Origin of the sequence: Rubellimicrobium roseum (assembly GCF_006152145.1) — a bacterium.
GTDB classification, from domain to species: domain Bacteria; phylum Pseudomonadota; class Alphaproteobacteria; order Rhodobacterales; family Rhodobacteraceae; genus Rubellimicrobium; species Rubellimicrobium roseum.
On record NZ_VDFV01000068.1, the window covers coordinates 1 to 15,699 of the forward strand.

Consider the following 15,699-nt stretch of genomic DNA (forward strand, 5'->3'; position numbering starts at 1 on the left):
TGGCCGCCCAGATAAGCAGGCAGACCCGCCGCGCGAGCCCCCTCGCTCATGGGTTACGCAACAACGCCCTTCACCTCCATGCATAAGATCGCTTACCGCAAGGGTGACGAGCACCGCGCGCTTATAACCGGATTTGTCGATATTCTTGTCCACCTCCGAAACGGAGAAACGGCCATCGGACACAAGAACATACGGAGTTAGTCTTCTTTTTGCGAAGTCGGCTCTCCGAGGAGCGGTCGAGGCGGCTCGCGGCGTGCGATCGGCTGCCCTGGATCAAGAGTCGGGACAGCCGCAAGTTCGCGTGTCACTTGACAGGTGTATGGGGAGGTCGGGCCAGAACTCCGAGGCCGGGCCGGGAAGCGCAACCTGCCTCTGCATGTCTGGCCGTGCGATGCGGACGCCAAGGCGGCGGGGCCACGACGCGATGCGGCGGTACTGATGCGTCCAAATGGTCGCAGGGTGTCAAGGTGGCTGCCGTCCTGTCAGCTCACGCCAAGCGGTAAGTTCTTCTTCGAGAGCACATGACACCATACGTCACCGCGTTAGCATCCGAACTTTCGTCACAGCCCGTGACAGAGGTTTGAAACTGGCTGCGGGGCCAGGATCTGAAATCTGGGGAACGGATTAGCTCCGGCCGCGCTATCTGTGACGTCATGCCGGACCTGCACGATATACTCTCGCGTTCCGATCTCCTACGGATTGCTCCTCGACCGGAATTTAAGGCTCTAAGGAGCGATTGAGAGCCTCGCAATCAGAGCCGTGCTTTTCCGCTCTGATCTCAAGTGGCAGGTTGGTCGGCGCTTCAGCATCTCGAGCGTCACAATCTTACCGATATCCGAACGAACGAAGACGTTACCTCGGCCCGTAGCCCGAATGCATGGGAAGCTCATTCGTTCTGTCCCGATAAGGCCCCCTCACAAACCTCTGCGAGCGCGAGGAGTCGTGCGTCGCCCCCGAACGACCCGACTAGCTGGAGACCCACCGGCAGGCCGCCGACTTGGCCGCACGGCAGGCTCAGGGCGGGGTGCCCGGTCAGGTTGGCGAAGCCGCTCGCCAGCATCTCGTCGTCGTGGTTCTCCCCGCTGATCGGCGGGTCCTCGTGCGGGGCCACGAAGGGCACGGCGGGCGAGACGAGCGCGTCCACCTCGGCGAACATGGCCTCCACCTCGGCGCGCAGCCGAGCCCGAAGCCGCATGGCCTCGACGTAGGCCGTCGCGGGCACCTCGAACCCCGCCTCGATCTGGGCCCGGGTCCCGGGCGCGTAGCCGGCCGCGTTCCGGGCCAGAAGGTCCCGGTGGATCACCGAGGCCTCGGGCTTGAGGATATCCACCAGGGTCGCGTTGGCTGCGCCCAGGCCCGGCAGGTCGATCTCGCGGACCTCGAATCCAGCCGCGCCCAGCTGTTCGAGGGCTTGGTCGACGCGGGCTCCGACCTCCCGGTTCACGTCCTCGCGCGGCCAGTGGCGACGGAGCACGCCTAGCCGCATCCGCCCTGGGGTCGGCGCCGCCATGTCCCGCCCTGACATCGCCGAGAAGAGGAGCCGGGCGTCGCCGACGCTCCGCGCCAAGGGTCCTGCGTGATCGAGCGACCAGGACAGCGGGAAGACCCCGTCGAGCGGCACGAGGCCGTAGCTCGGCTTCAGTCCGACGATCCCGCAATAGGCGGCCGGGATGCGGATGGAGCCTCCGGTGTCGGTGCCCACCGAAAGCGGCACGATCCCCGCCGCCACGGCCGCCGCCGACCCGCCGCTCGACCCCCCGGCGGTGCGCGAGAGGTCGTGGGGGTTGTTGGTCTGCCCGATCTCCGGGTGCGGCACGCCGTAGGCGTATTCCAAGCAGTTGGTCTTGCCGAGGATGACCGCCCCCGCCGCCCGGAGCCGCGCGACGAGAGGAGCGTCCGTGGTAGCAACCCGAGGCGACTCGACCTTGGTGCCCCAGCCGGTGGGTGCGCCCGCGACCTCGATCAGGTCCTTGATGGCGACGGGAATGCCGTGAAGGGGGCCGAGGTCCAGCCCCGCGCGCAGAGCCTCGCCCGCCAGATCGGCCTCGGCCCGGGCGCTCTCGGCCATCGGGTCGGCGAAGGCGTTGAGGATGGGCTCCGTTTCAGCGATCCGGGCCAGCGCGGCCTCGACCACCTCGCGCGGCGTCAGCGTCCCTGCCCGGAAGGCCGCCCCGAGCGCCGGGACGTCCCGCAGCTCGGCGCTCATCGCAGCTCCCGCCCCAACCGCTCCAGAAGCCGCACCCAGGCCTTCAGGCCGGTGCGGAAGCTCGACAGGCGGAAGAACTCGTTCGGGGCATGGTAATCCTCGTCGGCGGTCGAGAACGAGAAGAACACGGTGCCCGCGCCGAGATGCCGGGCGAAGACCTCGCCGACCGGAATCGTGGCTCCCATGGCGACACGGAGAGGCCGTCGCCCCAGCAGCTCCTCCAGCACGTCCTCGGCGAGAGCGAGGCCGGGCAGGTCCGGGTCCAGGGCAAAGGCCGCCGAGCCCGGCCCGTGCCGCACGACCTCCAGCCGGTAACCTTGGGGCAGGACGCGGCGAAGCTGCGCCTCGATGGCCTACGCGACCCGCTCGGGCTCCTGCCCGGCGACGAGGCGGCAGGTGATCTTGGCCGAGGCCTTGGCGGGGATTACCGTCTTGGTCCCCTGCCCCGCATAGCCGCCTGAGATCCCGTTGAACTCCAGCGTCGGCTCCAGCCATTGCCGGACCAAGAGCTCCTCCCCGGAGGGCAGAGGATCGGGGCGCGGCGCGCCGATGAAGTTGAAGTAATCGGCCGCATCGAAGCCCGACGCCCGGATCGCGTCGAGGATCTTGGAGTCGGGCGGGCGCACCCCGTCGTGGAAGCCCGGCACCGTCACGCGCCCATCGGCATCGTGGAGCTTGGCCAGCATCGCGGCAAGCGCCCGGATCGGGTTCGGGGCCGAGCCGCCATGCCGGCCGGAATGCAAGTCCTTCGCCGCGCCCGTCACCGTCACGTCGAGCGCCACGAGCCCCCGGCTCGCCACGGTGACCGAGGGCAGGTCCGCCCGCCACATCGCCCCGTCGGCCGACAGGACAAGGTCGCAGGCCAGCCTCTCGTGCAGCCGCTCCACGGTGGGGGCGAATTGCAGGCTGCCGCTCTCCTCCTCGCCCTCGACCAGCAGCTTGACGTTGAGCGGCGGGCGTCCCGTCGTCTCGTGGAAGGCGCGGAGCGCGAGGATCGCGACCGACAGGGGGCCCTTGTCGTCCGAGACGCCGCGCGCATAGAGCCGACCGTCCCGCACCTCGGGCTCGAACGGCGCGCTTCGCCACTTTTCCAGCGGGTCGGGCGGCTGCACGTCGTAATGGCCGTAGATCAGCACGGTCGGCGCGGCCGGGTCGACAATCCACTCGCCCAGCACGGCCGGGTGGCCTCCGGTCTCGACCTGCTCGACCACCGGGATGCCAGCCTCACGCATCCGGTCCGCGACGAAGCGCGCCGCCTGCGCGATGTCCTCCGCGTAGGCCGGGTCGGCGCTGACCGACGGGATGCGGCAGAATGCCTCGACCATCGCGAGGCCCTCGGCCTCGTGGGCCGCGACCCACTCCTCCGCCGCACTCACTTGCCGCCATCCACGCCGAGCGTCTCGCCAGTGATCCAGCCCGCGTGATCGGAGGCCAGGAACATCACGGCGTTGGCGATGTCCTCGACCGTCCCGAGCCGCCGCAGCGCGATGCGCTCCATCAGCGCGCGTTGCCCGTCCTCGCCCATCGCTTCCCACTGCCGCTCGGTCGTAGGGTTCGACCGGACGAAGCCCGGGGCCACGCAGTTCACCGTGATCCCGAAGGGCCCGAGCTCGTGCGCGAGCTGTCGGGTCAGGCCGATCTGTCCGGCCTTGGCGCTCGCATAGGCTTGGATGCCGGTAAGGCTGATCGTCCGCCCCGCGCCCGAGGAGATGTTGACCACCCGGCCATAGCCCAGCCGCTTCATCCCGGGCGCCACCGCCTGGGTCGCGAAGAAGGTCCCGGCGAGGTTGGCGTCGAAGATCGCCTGCCAGTCCTCCTGCGTGATCTCCTCGAGAGGCCGGCCCACCTGGCCGCGCACGCCGCCAGCGCAGTTCACAAGGATCTGGGCGTCGCCGGGCAGTCCCGCCACGACGGCCTGCACCTCGGAGCGGTCGCCCAAGTCCACCGGCACCGCGCGCACCGGTCCCAGCCGCGCGGTCTCGGCCAGCCCTTCGGCGTTGATGTCGAGGCCGTGCACCTCGGCCCTACGCTCGGCCAGCGCCAGCGCGATGGCCCGTCCGATCCCGTGCGCGGCTCCGGTGATGACGGCGCGCTTGCCTTCGAACGTGACGATCATGCGGGCGCTCCTTCGGCCTGGGCGAGCTCGGTCAGGTTCGCGACCGCCAGGGGCCGCCGGCCGTCCTCGATCTCGCGCATCATCGCGATCACCCGCTTGGTCAGCGGCACCGGCAGTCACGCCCGCTCGCCCGCCGCGACAATCGGGCCGAGCTGCGCCTCGGCCTCAGTCTTGCGCTTGCGGACGGCGAGGTCTCGCCAGATGCCCGAGTGTGTCTTGGCCGAACGGCGGTTGTGGGCGACCATGTCGGCGAAGGACCGGTCGAGGTCTCCCTGCGCCGCGCCCGGCCGGAAGGCCGCCGGGTCGAAGCCGTCGAAGCCCTCGGTGCGATGCCCCTGAGCCGCCGCGACCGCCCCCACCTCGCGCCCGAGACGCTCCAGCACCGGCCGCGCCGCCCGGTCGTCGAGCACGTCGGCGATGGAGTCGTCGGTCAGCGCGGTTGCGAAGAGGAGAGCACCGTAGACCATCTTGCCCCAGAGATAGCCCCAGATGTTGTCCGTCGCGGTCGCCCGGTTGTCGAACGTCCGCATCAGCGCGAGGATGGCGCCGAGCCTTGGGCTGTCCGCACCGTCGAGTTCACCCACCACGACCGCGCCGCGCCCCGATAGATGGACGACTCCGGGCGACAGGTAGTCGGCGCCGAAGTTGACGAAGCAGCCGACCGTCCGGTCCGCCCCTACCGCCTCGGCGATCTCGAGCTCGTTGAGCCCGTTCTGCGCCGAGACGACATAGCCACCGGGCGCGAGGTGCGGGGCGAGCTGAGCCACCGCCCCTCGGGTGTGCAGCGCCTTCACGCACAGGAAGACGCGGTCGAACCGTCCCTCGACCTCGGCCGGGGTCATCGCGGGAGCCCGCAGGGTGCCGGTCCAGAGCGGCCCCTCGATGCGCAGGCCCCCCTCGCGGATCGCCGCGACGTGGGAGGCATCGCTGTCCACGAAGGCCACCTCGTGCCCCGCCCGCAGGAAGGCCGCGCCGAGCGAGCCGCCGATGGCCCCTGCGCCCCAGATCAGGATCGGGCTCATCCCCAGGGCCCCTCGATGACGACCCGCGTCTCGGCAACGCCGGCGTCCCAGATCGCCTGCATCTCCGCGTCGTCGCGCTGGTAAAGCCCGCCGAAGTTGCCGTCGCCCAGGTACTCGCGCACCTTCTCAGGGTCCATCGCCCGCATCCGGTTCAGGTCGATCATCGGCTTGCGCTGCGTGGGCAGGTCCCCCGGGAGCCGTGTCCAGGGAAAGTTCTCCATCCAGGAGGCGTGGCTCGCCACCGGGTCGGTCTCTTGCACCTTGGCCATCGTCGCGGGTGAGCTCCACCAGTTGTGGAACTTGACCTGCGTTCCCGGATGATCGGCCATCCACTCAACGGCGAAGCTCCCTGCCGGAGCGTTGCCGCCGTGGCCATTGACCATGACGATCCGGCGGAAGCCCTGGCGGTAGAGCCCGCCCAGGATGTCGCGGGTCAGCGCCACATAGGTCTCGACCCGCAGGCTGACCGTGCCGGGATAGGCCAGGAAGTAGGGCGTGACCCCGTAGGGCACGACGGGGAAGACCGGCACGCCCAGCGGCTCGGCCGCCTCCACCGCCACCCGCTCCGCCAGGATCGAGTCGACCGACAGCGACAGCCCGGCGTGCTGCTCGGTGCTCCCCAGCGGCAGGACGCAGAGGTCCGACCGCTTGAGGTAGCCCTCGACCTGCGTCCAGGACATCTCGGATATCTTCATGAGGCTTCCTTTCTCCGCTCCTCGGCCTCGGCCTCGCCGCGGAGCCAGGGCAACACCAGCCGCTCGATGTCCCCCGGGTCGGGGATGTGGCGGTACTCGATCCGCGCCGCGCCCGGCCGGGCGAGGTCGCCCGCTGCTTCGGCGCCCGTGGACAGCACGACGACGTCGGCCTCCCTCACCGCGTGGGCCAGGCCAGGCGCCTCCATGTCCATCGCCGTCACGCCCGAGACGTGCGGGGCGAAGCGGCGGACGCCGAGCTCCAGCACGGGCAGGAAGTCGGCGAAGCGCGACACCACCGCGACACGGGCGAGGGGGTCGATGACCGCGAGCGCCATGCGGGTCGATTCTGCCGGAATGAAGCGGATGGGCACGATCCGAGCCCCGGGCACAAGCGCCGCGACCCGGGTCTGGATCGTGGGAAATGTGACGACGAGGTCCGCCGCTCCCAGCATGGCCGCATCCGCCACCGGATCGGGCCCGAGCACGAGCGGCGCCACCGTAGCCGCGTCAGCCACCTGCGCAGCGACCCGTGCGGCGTAGCTCTCGGTCGCCGCGGCGAAGAGGCCCACCATGACGATTGAGGGCCGCTTCCGTTCGGACAGTCGCTCCAATGCCCGAGAGGTCAACAGCGCCAGCACGTCCTCCGGGCGCAACCCCGCGCTCAGCGCCCGGTTCACCAAGGCATCGACCTCCGCGCGCAACGCCGCCGCAGCCGCCCTGGGCCCGGGCCGCGAGAGCGGCGAGTCGGCCACGAAGGTGCCCGAGCCCGCTCGCGCCTCCACCAGCCCGGCCTCCTTCAGCTCGGCATAGACGCGGGTCACCGTCATCGGCGCGACGCCCGCCGCCTCGGCCAACTCGCGGACTGACGGGAGCGCAGCGCCGGCGGGCAGGAGCCCCTCGGCAATCTGCTGAACGATCTGCGCCCTGACCCGCTGGCGAACCGGCGCGCCCGACCGCCGGCCCGGCGGCTCCGCCACGTCTTTTCCGTTCTGCATAAGTATTACGCTTTGCTCGACGACACCGACCTGACCTCATCCTAGCGAAGCATTTTGGCGAAATCCAGCAAACTGTTCCATTAACGTATACAGTTTACGATGAAACGGTCTATCGAACTAGAACAGTTGCACCAGCAGGAGGGTGACCATGACGAGGCTTCTGATGACGGGGGCGTCCGCGGCCGCGCTGATCGCCCTGGCTTTTGGGGCCGAGGCGCAGGAGCGCGGCGGCACCATGACCTACGGCCGCTACGCCGACAGCCTGTTCCTCGACCCGGTCCTGAACGACGCCAACGTGGACATCTGGATCCTGTCCAACCTTTACGACACCCTGCTTCTGCCGACCGAGGACGGGCAGGGCGTCGAGGCCGGGCTCGCGACCGACTGGTCGGTGGCCGAGGACGGGCTGTCCGTCACGCTGACGATGCGCGACGGCATCATGTTCTCGGACGGCACGCCCATCACCACCGAGGACGTGGTCTGGTCGCTCGACCGGGCCCGTAACCCGGAGAACGGCATCTGGAACTTCCTCCTGGCCTCGATCGCCTCGGTCGAGGCCACCGACGACAAGACCGTCACCCTCACCCTGAGCCAGCCGGACCCCGCGATCCTGCCCGCGCTGACCGTGTTCAACAGCGCGATCCTGCCCAAGGCCGCCTTCGAGGCCGCGGCCGGCGCCACCGACGCCGAGAAGGCGCAGGCCTTCTCCGAGGCGCCCATCGGCTCGGGACCTTTCGTGCTCGAGTCCTGGGAGCGCGGCTCCACCATGCGCCTCGTCCGGAACGAGCACTACTGGGCCACGGGGGAGGACGGGCAGCCCCTGCCCTACCTCGACGGCGTGACCTTTGAGGTCATCCCCGACGACGCCACCCGCATCCTCCGCCTCCAGTCCGGCGAGATCGACGGCGCCGAGCTGATCCCCTTCGCCCGCGTGGCCGAGCTGCAGAACGCGCCCGGCATCCAGATGGAGCTCTTCCCCTCGACCCGGGTCGAGTACATCACCCTCAACGTCCGGCCGGAGATCGAGGGCGAGGCGAACCCGCTCGCCGATCCCCTGGTCCGGGAGGCGATGAACTACGCGGCCAACAAGGAGGCCATCGTCCAGGTCGTGACCTTCGGCGTGGGCACGCCCCAGACCTCCTACATGTCCTCGGCGACGCCGCTCCACACCGGGACCGAGCCCCTCTTCCCCTACGACCTCGCCCGCGCCCAGGAGCTCATGGCCCAGTCCGGCTACCCGGACGGCTTCTCGACCACGCTGCTCGTGCTCGCGGGCAACCAGGACGAGATCGGCATCGGCACGGCGCTCCAGCAGATGTGGTCGCAGATCGGCATCGACCTGGAGCTGCAGCAGGTCGACAACGCGACCCGCACCGAGGAATACCGCAACGGCACCTTCGACATGCGGGTCGCCGCCTGGACGAACGACATCGCCGATCCGGGCCAGATCACCTCGTACTTCGCCTATTCGCCCACCATCGACGCGCTGCACTCGGGATGGAGGAACGAGGAGGTGGACCAGCTCTTCGAGGCTTCGCAGAGCGAGACCGACCCGGCGACGCGGGCCGAGCAGTACGCCCGCATCCAGGAGATCTTCAACAGCACCGGACCGACCATCCCCCTCTACGAGACCCCCTATCCGGTGGCGCTCCAGGAACGGGTGCACGGCTTCGTGCAGATTCCCTTGGGGAACAACATCTTCCGCTCGGCCTGGCTCGACCAGTAAGCTCAACGGCGGGCGCGACCCGCGGCCGCGCCCGCCTCCCCCTTCGAAAGGCCACCCGTGTCGACGCCGGAATACCTCGCCCGCCGGCTCCTGCAGCTGGTCCCGACGCTGATCGCCATCCTGGTCGTCGTCTTCGCCCTTGTCCGGCTCCTGCCCGGCGACCCGGCGAGCGCGATCCTGGGCGACCGGGCGCTCGACGCCGACGTGGAGCGGATCAACCGGGAGTATGGCTTCGATCGCCCGATCCCCGTGCAGTTCGGCATCTTCGTGAGGCAGGTGCTGACGGGCGATCTGGGCGACTCCACCTCGCTCAAGGTGCCGGTCGCGCAGCTCATCGCCGAACGGCTGCCCATCACCATGCTGCTGACGCTGATGGCCGCGCTGATCTCGGTGGCGCTGGCCGTGCCGCTCGCCTTCGTGGCCGCGCTCTGCCGCGACCGCCTGGCCGACGGCATGATCCGAGGGGCCTTCCAGGTGGGGCTCTCCATGCCCGTCTTCTACCTGGGCCTGATCCTGCTCACGGTGTTCGGCGCCCGGCTCGGCTGGTTCCCGGTGGGCGGCGACGGGGACGGGCTCCTCGACCTCCTCTACCACCTCGTGCTGCCGGCCATCACGCTCGCCCTCTCGCTGGCGGCGGTGCTGATGCGCAATCTCCGGGCCGCCATCATCGACGTGGTGGACGCGGACTACGTGACCTTCGCCCGCTCCAAGGGGCTGCGCGGGAGCCTCGTCCTTCTCCGCCACGTCCTCCGGAACGCGCTCATCTCCACGGTCGCTCTGTTCGGACTGTCGATCGGGACGCTGCTCGGCGGCGCCGTGGTGACCGAGACGGTCTTCGCCATCCCCGGCGCGGGGCGGCTCATGGTGGACAGCATCACCGGGCGCGACTACCCGGTCGTGCAGGGGCTCACGCTCGCGCTCGCCGTGCTGGTATCGCTCACCTTTCTCCTGACCGACCTCCTCCAGGCCTGGCTCGACCCGAGGATCGCCCGATGACCGACGCCGCCCATCTCGAGGCGGCGGTCGCGGCCGGGCGCCCGCGCCGCGCCCGGCCGCCGGGGCCGCTCGTTTGGGGCGGGGCCATCCTGGGGCTGAGCCTCTTCCTCGCGGCGGCGCCCTCGCTGGTGGCCCCCTACGACCCCCTGGCCTTCGACTACGGCGCCATCCTCCAGCCCCCCTCCCCGGCCCACCCCTTCGGCACCGACAACTTCGGCCGCGACGTCCTGTCCCGCGTGATCCACGCCTACCGCATCGATATGGGCATTGCCGTCTTCGCCACGGTCGTGCCCTTCGTCCTGGGCACCCTGGTCGGCGCCGTGGTGGGCTACGCGGGCGGCCTGGCCGAAACGGTCTTCGGGCGCGTGGTGGATGCCGTCATCACCTTCCCCTTTCTGGTGCTGGTGATTGCTATCGTGTCGGTCTTGGGGCCCGGCCTCATCAACATGTACATCGCCGTGAGCCTCGTGGGCTGGGTGTTCTATGCCCGCATCGTCGCCAGCGAGGTCAAGGTGCAGAAGCGGCTCGACTACGCCGAGGCGGGGCGCGCGATGGGCTACACCCATGCCCGCATCGTCCTGCGCCACCTGCTCCCCAACGCCATCACACCCGCCATCGTCTATTGGATGACCGACATGGCCCTCGCCATCCTGCTCGGCTCGAGCCTCGGCTACCTGGGCCTCGGCGCCCAGCCTCCCGCCGCCGAATGGGGCGTGCAGATCGCCGAGGGCAAGAACTTCATGGCGACCGCCTGGTGGATCTCGGTCTTCCCCGGCGCGGCCATCGTCGTCACCGGACTGGGCTTCAGCCTCCTGGGCGACGGCCTGGCCGCGCTCCTCCGGGTGAGGCGGTGAGCGCGCCGCTCCTCTCCGTCCGCGGCCTCACCGCCCGCTTCCGCGCCGGCGGGCGCGAGGTGACCGCGGTGGACGACGTGTCCTTCGACGTGGGTGAGGGCGAGGTGCTGGGCCTCGTGGGCGAGAGCGGCTCGGGCAAGAGCGTCACGCTCCGCAGCCTCCTGCGGCTCCTGCCCTCCGGCGCCCGGGTCGAGGGGCAGGCGCTCTGGCAGGGCCGCGACCTCGTCGCCATGCCCGACGCCCGGCTCCGCCGAGTGCGCGGCGGCGCGATCTCCATGATCTTCCAGGAGCCCATGACGGCGCTGAACCCGGTCCTGCCCGTCCGCGTGCAGATCGAGGAGTCGCTCCGCGCCCACACCGCGCTCGACCGCGCCGGGCGCCGGGCCCGGGCGCGTGAACTGCTCGACCTCGTGGGCATCCCCGACGCCGCCCGGCGGCTCGACGAGTACCCCCACCAGTTCTCCGGGGGAATGCGGCAGCGCGCCATGATCGCCATCGCGCTGGCCAGCGAGCCGCGCCTCCTCCTCGCCGACGAGCCCACCACGGCGCTCGACGTCACCATCCAGGACCAGATCCTGAAGCTGATCCTCGACCTCAAGGACCGGCTGGGCATGAGCGTCGTGCTCGTCACCCACGACCTGGGCGTCGTGGCCGAGACCTGCAGCCGAATGGCGGTGATGTACGCGGGCCGCATCGTCGAGCAAGGGGGTGTGCGAGAGGTCTTCGCCTCGCCCCGCCATGCCTACACGCTGGGCCTGCTGGGCTCCGTGCCCCGCGCAGGGACCGAGCGCTCCGCGCTCCGCTCCATCGAGGGAACGCCCCCGGGTCTCGCCGCCATTCCGCCGGGCTGCGCCTTCAACCCCCGCTGCGCCTTCGCCACGACCGTCTGTCGCGAGGTTCGGCCCGACCTGTCCCCCCGGACGCCCGGCCACCTCGCCGCCTGCCACCACAGCGACCGCGTCGCCCAGGCGAGCCTCGCGGCATGACCGAGGCGATCCTGACCGCCGAGGGGGTGTCCAAGGACTTCCCGCTGCCCCGCAGCTTGTCCGACCGCCTGGCGGGACGCCCCGCCCGAGCGGTCCACGCGCTGAGCGGCGTGACGCTCGAGGTGCGTCGGGGCGAGACCCTGGGCATCGTAGGCGAGTCGGGCTGCGGCAAGTCCACGCTCGCCCGCTGCCTCGTCCGCCTGCACGAGGTAGATGGGGGCCGCGTGACCTACGGGGGCACCGACGTCGCGACCCTCACTGGGGCCGAACGTCGAGCCTTCAACCGCCGGGTCCAGATGATCTTCCAGGACCCCTACGGGTCCCTCAACCCGCGCATGACCGTGCGCCAGATTCTGGCTGAGGCCCTATCGGTCCACCGCATGGTCCCCACCGCCCGCATCCCCGACCGCATCGCCGAGCTCCTGGCCCTCGTGCGCCTCCCCTCGGATGCCGCCGACCGTCACCCTCACGCCTTCTCTGGCGGCCAGCGCCAGCGCATCGGCATCGCCCGCGCCCTGTCGGTCGAGCCCGAGGTGCTGGTCGCGGACGAGCTGGTCTCGGCGCTCGACGTCTCGGTGCAGGCGCAGGTGGTGAACCTCCTTCTGGAGCTGCAGGAACGGCTGCGGCTGACGGTGGTCTTCGTGGCCCACGACCTCCGCCTCGTGCGGCATATCTCGCACCGCGTGGCGGTCATGTACCTGGGCAAGGTGGTGGAGGTGGCGCCGACCGCCACCCTCTTCGACGACCCGCGGCACCCCTATACCCAAGCGCTGCTCCACGCCGCGCCCTCGCTCGATCCCGGCTCGCGCAGCCGCAGGGCCGCCGCGAGGGGGGAGCTGCCGAGCCCCATCGCGCCGCCGCCCGGCTGCCCGTTCAACACCCGCTGCCCTCACGCCTTCGACCGCTGTCCGGCCGAGGTGCCCTTCCTCACCTCTCGGGGGCCAGACCATGTCGCGGCCTGCCACTTGGCCGCCCCCCGCTTTGAAAGCGCCCGATGAGCACCGCCGACTTCCAGGCCGGGATCGCCCGGATTAGCGACATCCTCTGCACGCTGAACCTCCTGGCCTGGGACGGCCGGACGATGATGCCCCCGGGCGGCGTGGACGCCCGGGCCGAGCAGGTCGCCACCCTCACCATGATCGCCCGAGACCTCGCCACGGGCGACGCCCTCGCCCGCGCCATGGACGGCGCGCGCGAGAAGTTGGCGGGCGCCGAGCCCGGCGACCTCCGGCTCCGCGCCCTCGACCAGGCCGAGCGCGAGATCGCCATGCTGTCCGCGGTCCCGCCGGAGATCACGGCCGAGATGGCCGCGCTCAAGACCCGCGCCCACTCTGCCTGGGTGGAGGCGCGCGCGGACAACGACTTCGCGGCCTTCGCGCCGCTCCTCGACCGCATGATGAGGATGCAGCGCCGCGTGGCCGAGGCCATCGGCGGCGTGATCGGCGCCGCCCACCCCTATGACGCCATGGTCGCCCAGTTCGAGCCCGGCATGACCTGGGACCGGCTGCAGGCGCTCTACGCCGCGCTCAAGGCCGGCATCGCCCCCCTGATCCGCCGCGCCCGCGAGGCGGGCGAGCCGCGCCACGACTTCATGACCCGCCCCTTCCCGATCCCCGCCCAGAGGGCCTTCGGCCTCCGGATGGCCGAGCGCATGGGCTACGACCTCTCGCGCGGGCGGCTCGACGACACGGTCCACCCCTTCGAGATCTCCTTCACCCGCGCCGACGTCCGCATCACCAGCCGCTTCCGCGAGACCTGGCACCCGGGGGGCACCTTCGCGCTCTGGCACGAGGCCGGGCACGGGCTCTACGAGCAGAACGTCGCGCCCGAGTTCTCGCGAACGATCTTCGCCACCGACCTCGTCAACCTCTACGCCGTGGGCGGCGCGAGCTTCGGGATGCACGAGGCGCAGTCCCGCATGTGGGAGAACCGCGTGGGCCGCTCCCGGCGGTTCTGGGAGCTGCACTTCGGAGAGCTCCGCGACGCCTTCCCCGACCAGCTCGCGGACGTGACGCACGAGGAGTACTGGCGCGCCGTGAACCGTTTGCGCCCGGACTTCATCCGCGTGGAAGCCGACGAGCTCACCTACGACATGCATATCATCCTGCGCTCCGAGATCGAGGCCGGGCTCATGGCGGGCGAGCTCGACGTCCGGGACCTCCCCGCCGCCTGGGCCGAGAGGATGCGCGACCTCCTTGACCTCGATGTGCCGGACGACGCGCGCGGGGTCCTGCAGGACGTCCACTGGTCCCACGGCTACGTGGGCTCCTTCCCGACCTACACCCTGGGCAACGTCATGTCCTCGCAGCTCTTCGCCGCCGCCAAGCAATCGCCCGGCGTGGCCGAGGGGCTCGACTCCGGCGACTACGCCCCCCTCGCAGGCTACTTGCGCGAGAACGTCTGGCGCTGGGGCCGCGCCTCGACGCCCGAGGAGACGCTGCGCCGCGCGACGGGAGGCCCGCTCGACCCTGCGCCGTACCTCGCGGACCTCGCGGCCAAGGTGGACGCGCTCGCCGCATGACGCTCCCGCCGCAGCCCCCGGTCGTCACCGCCGACCTTTACGACCTCCACCACGACCGGGTGGAGGTGATCGACCTCCAGTTCCGCTGCTTCGGCCGGCCCGCTTCCTTCTTCGGCCCGTTCGCGACGCTTCAGGTCCTCGAGGACCACACGCCGGTCCTCGAGTGGCTGTCCACGCCCGGCGAGGGGCGGGTGCTCGCCGTGGACGCGGGCGGCTCCCTGCGGGTCGGCGTCATGGGCGACCGGCTTGCCGGGATCGGGGTGGCCAACGGCTGGCGAGGCATCGTCATCGCTGGCGCGGTCCGGGATTCGACGGGGATCGATGTTCTCGACTTCGGCGTCCGGGCGCTCGGCACCACCGCGCGGCGGGGCTGGAGCCCGAACCACTCGACCTCGGGGGGCCTTCTGCAGATCGGTGGCGCAGAGGTGCGGAACGGCGACTGGGTATATGCCGACCGCGAGCCGCTCCCGCTCGGCTGAACGGACCGCAGGGCACCCGACGGACCGTCGACCTTCCTGCTAGGCTCCTCTCCCGCCGATGCGGTCGATGTTCCGGCAATGCTTCACTCGGCACCCAGGACCTTCCATGGCCGCCCTCGGGGCAACGAGGTCGGGCACTATGTGCCTCGCTCCGATCGTGCTTGCCCTTGCCAAGGTCCTGCTGACCGCGGTGCTCCGCTTAGGGACGCAGCGTTTAGGCTGCCCGTTGTCGCTCGTGATGCTGGGCGCCGGCATCGCGGCCTCGTTCGCGCCCAGCTTCCCGCGAGTCGATCTCGAGCCCGAACGGATCTGCTTGTTCTCCTGCCACCACTCCTCTGTTTCTTGGGCGTGAGCTGGCGCGGATTCCAATAGAACCTGCCCCAGCCTGCCTTTACCGGTCGGCTGCGTGCTGGCCAGCGCGCCGACGGCAGTGTCGAATTGCGCCCTTGACCTCCCGTGGGCAATTAGAGTCGTGCTGGGCGCCGTCGCCTCCTTTCCGGACCTCTCGTCAGTCCTCTGGCCGTCGCCCGCCGCCTGGGGCTCCTCCACGACCTCCCTCTGGACTGGATAGCCAAGGCTTCCGCCGCGACGCCACCGCTCTCGTAATCCACTGCGACGCGCTGGACGCGGTGGCGACGGAAGTCCCTCCCGGCGATCGCGGCCTCGCGTTCTCTGGTCCTGGAGACCCGGGAGATCGCCTTTGGCGTGGCCGTGGGTTGGACCGTGCTCTGGCTGCACCGCCTTGCCGACGAACCTACGGCCGAGGTGCGGATCGAGGATGCGCGTCCCGGGTTCGGCCGAGTCGGCGAAAGTCAGATGCAGGTTGGCGGCCTTGAAGTCTACGAAGGCTAAGCCTCGAACCTCGGTGTCCGGCAGGCTCTCGTTCAAGGCAGGACGTCAAGCGGCAAGCAGGGTGGCCAGGATCACGGCAATTTGGACGAGGCACGAGAGGAGCTGACGGGTGCTAAAGAGAGTTTCCCGAGCGCGGCGCCGCGAGCGGTCCGTGGTCCCACTTTCGGAGAGTGCCACTCTAAGAGGGGTTGTTGCCCAATCTTGTGGGGGATGGTCGCGTAGGGGTTCGTGGCCCCTATCTGGGCCGCCAT

14 protein-coding genes are annotated in these 15,699 nt (G+C 70.4%); 7 read left to right on the plus strand and 7 right to left on the minus strand.

What is annotated here, in order from left to right; translation table 11 throughout:
* Window positions 1–886: 886 nt before the first annotated feature.
* The 7 genes from FHG71_RS21220 to FHG71_RS21250 form a co-directional block, all read right to left on the minus strand.
* Window positions 887–2,206, minus strand: a complete 1,320-nt coding sequence (locus FHG71_RS21220; RefSeq protein ID WP_139083695.1) for an amidase — start codon at window positions 2,204–2,206, stop codon at window positions 887–889.
* A complete protein-coding gene (locus FHG71_RS21225; RefSeq protein ID WP_176559555.1) occupies window positions 2,203–2,505 on the minus strand; it encodes a M20/M25/M40 family metallo-hydrolase in 303 nt (100 codons plus the stop codon). The genes FHG71_RS21220 and FHG71_RS21225 overlap by 4 nt, the downstream gene beginning before the upstream one ends.
* Window positions 2,506–2,559: 54 nt before the next feature.
* On the minus strand, window positions 2,560–3,582 hold the full coding sequence (locus FHG71_RS21230; protein WP_139083697.1) for a M20/M25/M40 family metallo-hydrolase: 1,023 nt from the start codon (window positions 3,580–3,582) through the stop codon (window positions 2,560–2,562).
* Complete coding sequence (locus FHG71_RS21235; RefSeq protein WP_139083698.1) at window positions 3,579–4,322, minus strand: SDR family NAD(P)-dependent oxidoreductase; 744 nt, start codon at window positions 4,320–4,322, stop codon at window positions 3,579–3,581. The genes FHG71_RS21230 and FHG71_RS21235 overlap by 4 nt, the downstream gene beginning before the upstream one ends.
* 116 nt (window positions 4,323–4,438) lie before the next feature.
* Entirely contained in the window at window positions 4,439–5,344 is a 906-nt protein-coding gene (locus FHG71_RS21240; protein ID WP_246045558.1) for a ketopantoate reductase family protein, read from the minus strand.
* A complete protein-coding gene (locus tag FHG71_RS21245) occupies window positions 5,341–6,039 on the minus strand; it encodes a creatininase family protein (RefSeq protein WP_139083699.1) in 699 nt (232 codons plus the stop codon). The genes FHG71_RS21240 and FHG71_RS21245 overlap by 4 nt, the downstream gene beginning before the upstream one ends.
* Window positions 6,036–7,016 (minus strand): GntR family transcriptional regulator, encoded by a 981-nt coding sequence (locus FHG71_RS21250; RefSeq protein ID WP_218014197.1) that lies wholly within the window; start codon window positions 7,014–7,016, stop codon window positions 6,036–6,038. Before FHG71_RS21250 ends, FHG71_RS21245 begins: the two co-directional genes overlap by 4 nt.
* A gap of 166 nt (window positions 7,017–7,182) precedes the next feature.
* Here FHG71_RS21250 and FHG71_RS21255 point away from each other — a divergent pair, with 166 nt between their 5' ends.
* The 7 genes from FHG71_RS21255 to rraA are packed head-to-tail and all read left to right on the plus strand — an operon-like array spanning window position 7,183 to window position 14,596.
* Complete coding sequence (locus FHG71_RS21255; protein ID WP_139083701.1) at window positions 7,183–8,760, plus strand: ABC transporter substrate-binding protein; 1,578 nt, start codon at window positions 7,183–7,185, stop codon at window positions 8,758–8,760.
* Between the two features lie 57 nt (window positions 8,761–8,817).
* Window positions 8,818–9,756 (plus strand): ABC transporter permease, encoded by a 939-nt coding sequence (locus FHG71_RS21260; RefSeq protein WP_139083702.1) that lies wholly within the window; start codon window positions 8,818–8,820, stop codon window positions 9,754–9,756.
* Entirely contained in the window at window positions 9,753–10,610 is an 858-nt protein-coding gene (locus tag FHG71_RS21265; protein WP_139083703.1) for an ABC transporter permease, read from the plus strand. The genes FHG71_RS21260 and FHG71_RS21265 overlap by 4 nt, the downstream gene beginning before the upstream one ends.
* Window positions 10,607–11,596, plus strand: coding sequence for an ABC transporter ATP-binding protein (locus FHG71_RS21270; protein WP_139083704.1), 990 nt, complete (start codon window positions 10,607–10,609; stop codon window positions 11,594–11,596). The genes FHG71_RS21265 and FHG71_RS21270 overlap by 4 nt, the downstream gene beginning before the upstream one ends.
* Window positions 11,593–12,594: an ABC transporter ATP-binding protein gene (locus FHG71_RS21275; protein ID WP_139083705.1), complete on the plus strand. Its 1,002-nt coding sequence runs from the start codon at window positions 11,593–11,595 to the stop codon at window positions 12,592–12,594. The genes FHG71_RS21270 and FHG71_RS21275 overlap by 4 nt, the downstream gene beginning before the upstream one ends.
* Window positions 12,591–14,117 (plus strand): carboxypeptidase M32, encoded by a 1,527-nt coding sequence (locus FHG71_RS21280; protein ID WP_139083706.1) that lies wholly within the window; start codon window positions 12,591–12,593, stop codon window positions 14,115–14,117. The genes FHG71_RS21275 and FHG71_RS21280 overlap by 4 nt, the downstream gene beginning before the upstream one ends.
* A complete protein-coding gene (gene rraA / locus FHG71_RS21285) occupies window positions 14,114–14,596 on the plus strand; it encodes a ribonuclease E activity regulator RraA (protein ID WP_139083707.1) in 483 nt (160 codons plus the stop codon). Before FHG71_RS21280 ends, rraA begins: the two co-directional genes overlap by 4 nt.
* Window positions 14,597–15,699 lie beyond the last annotated feature (1,103 nt).

Bases quoted from the DNA above. Each gene is read 5' to 3' on its own strand.
- FHG71_RS21220 (WP_139083695.1), bottom strand. From the start codon at position 2,206: ATGAGCGCCGAGCTGCGGGACGTCCCGGCGCTCGGGGCGGCCTTCCGG.
- FHG71_RS21235 (WP_139083698.1), bottom strand. From the start codon at position 4,322: ATGATCGTCACGTTCGAAGGCAAGCGCGCCGTCATCACCGGAGCCGCG.
- FHG71_RS21240 (WP_246045558.1), bottom strand. From the start codon at position 5,344: ATGAGCCCGATCCTGATCTGGGGCGCAGGGGCCATCGGCGGCTCGCTC.
- FHG71_RS21245 (WP_139083699.1), bottom strand. From the start codon at position 6,039: ATGAAGATATCCGAGATGTCCTGGACGCAGGTCGAGGGCTACCTCAAG.
- FHG71_RS21255 (WP_139083701.1), top strand. From the start codon at position 7,183: ATGACGAGGCTTCTGATGACGGGGGCGTCCGCGGCCGCGCTGATCGCC.
- FHG71_RS21265 (WP_139083703.1), top strand. From the start codon at position 9,753: ATGACCGACGCCGCCCATCTCGAGGCGGCGGTCGCGGCCGGGCGCCCG.
- FHG71_RS21275 (WP_139083705.1), top strand. From the start codon at position 11,593: ATGACCGAGGCGATCCTGACCGCCGAGGGGGTGTCCAAGGACTTCCCG.
- FHG71_RS21280 (WP_139083706.1), top strand. From the start codon at position 12,591: ATGAGCACCGCCGACTTCCAGGCCGGGATCGCCCGGATTAGCGACATC.
- rraA (WP_139083707.1), top strand. From the start codon at position 14,114: ATGACGCTCCCGCCGCAGCCCCCGGTCGTCACCGCCGACCTTTACGAC.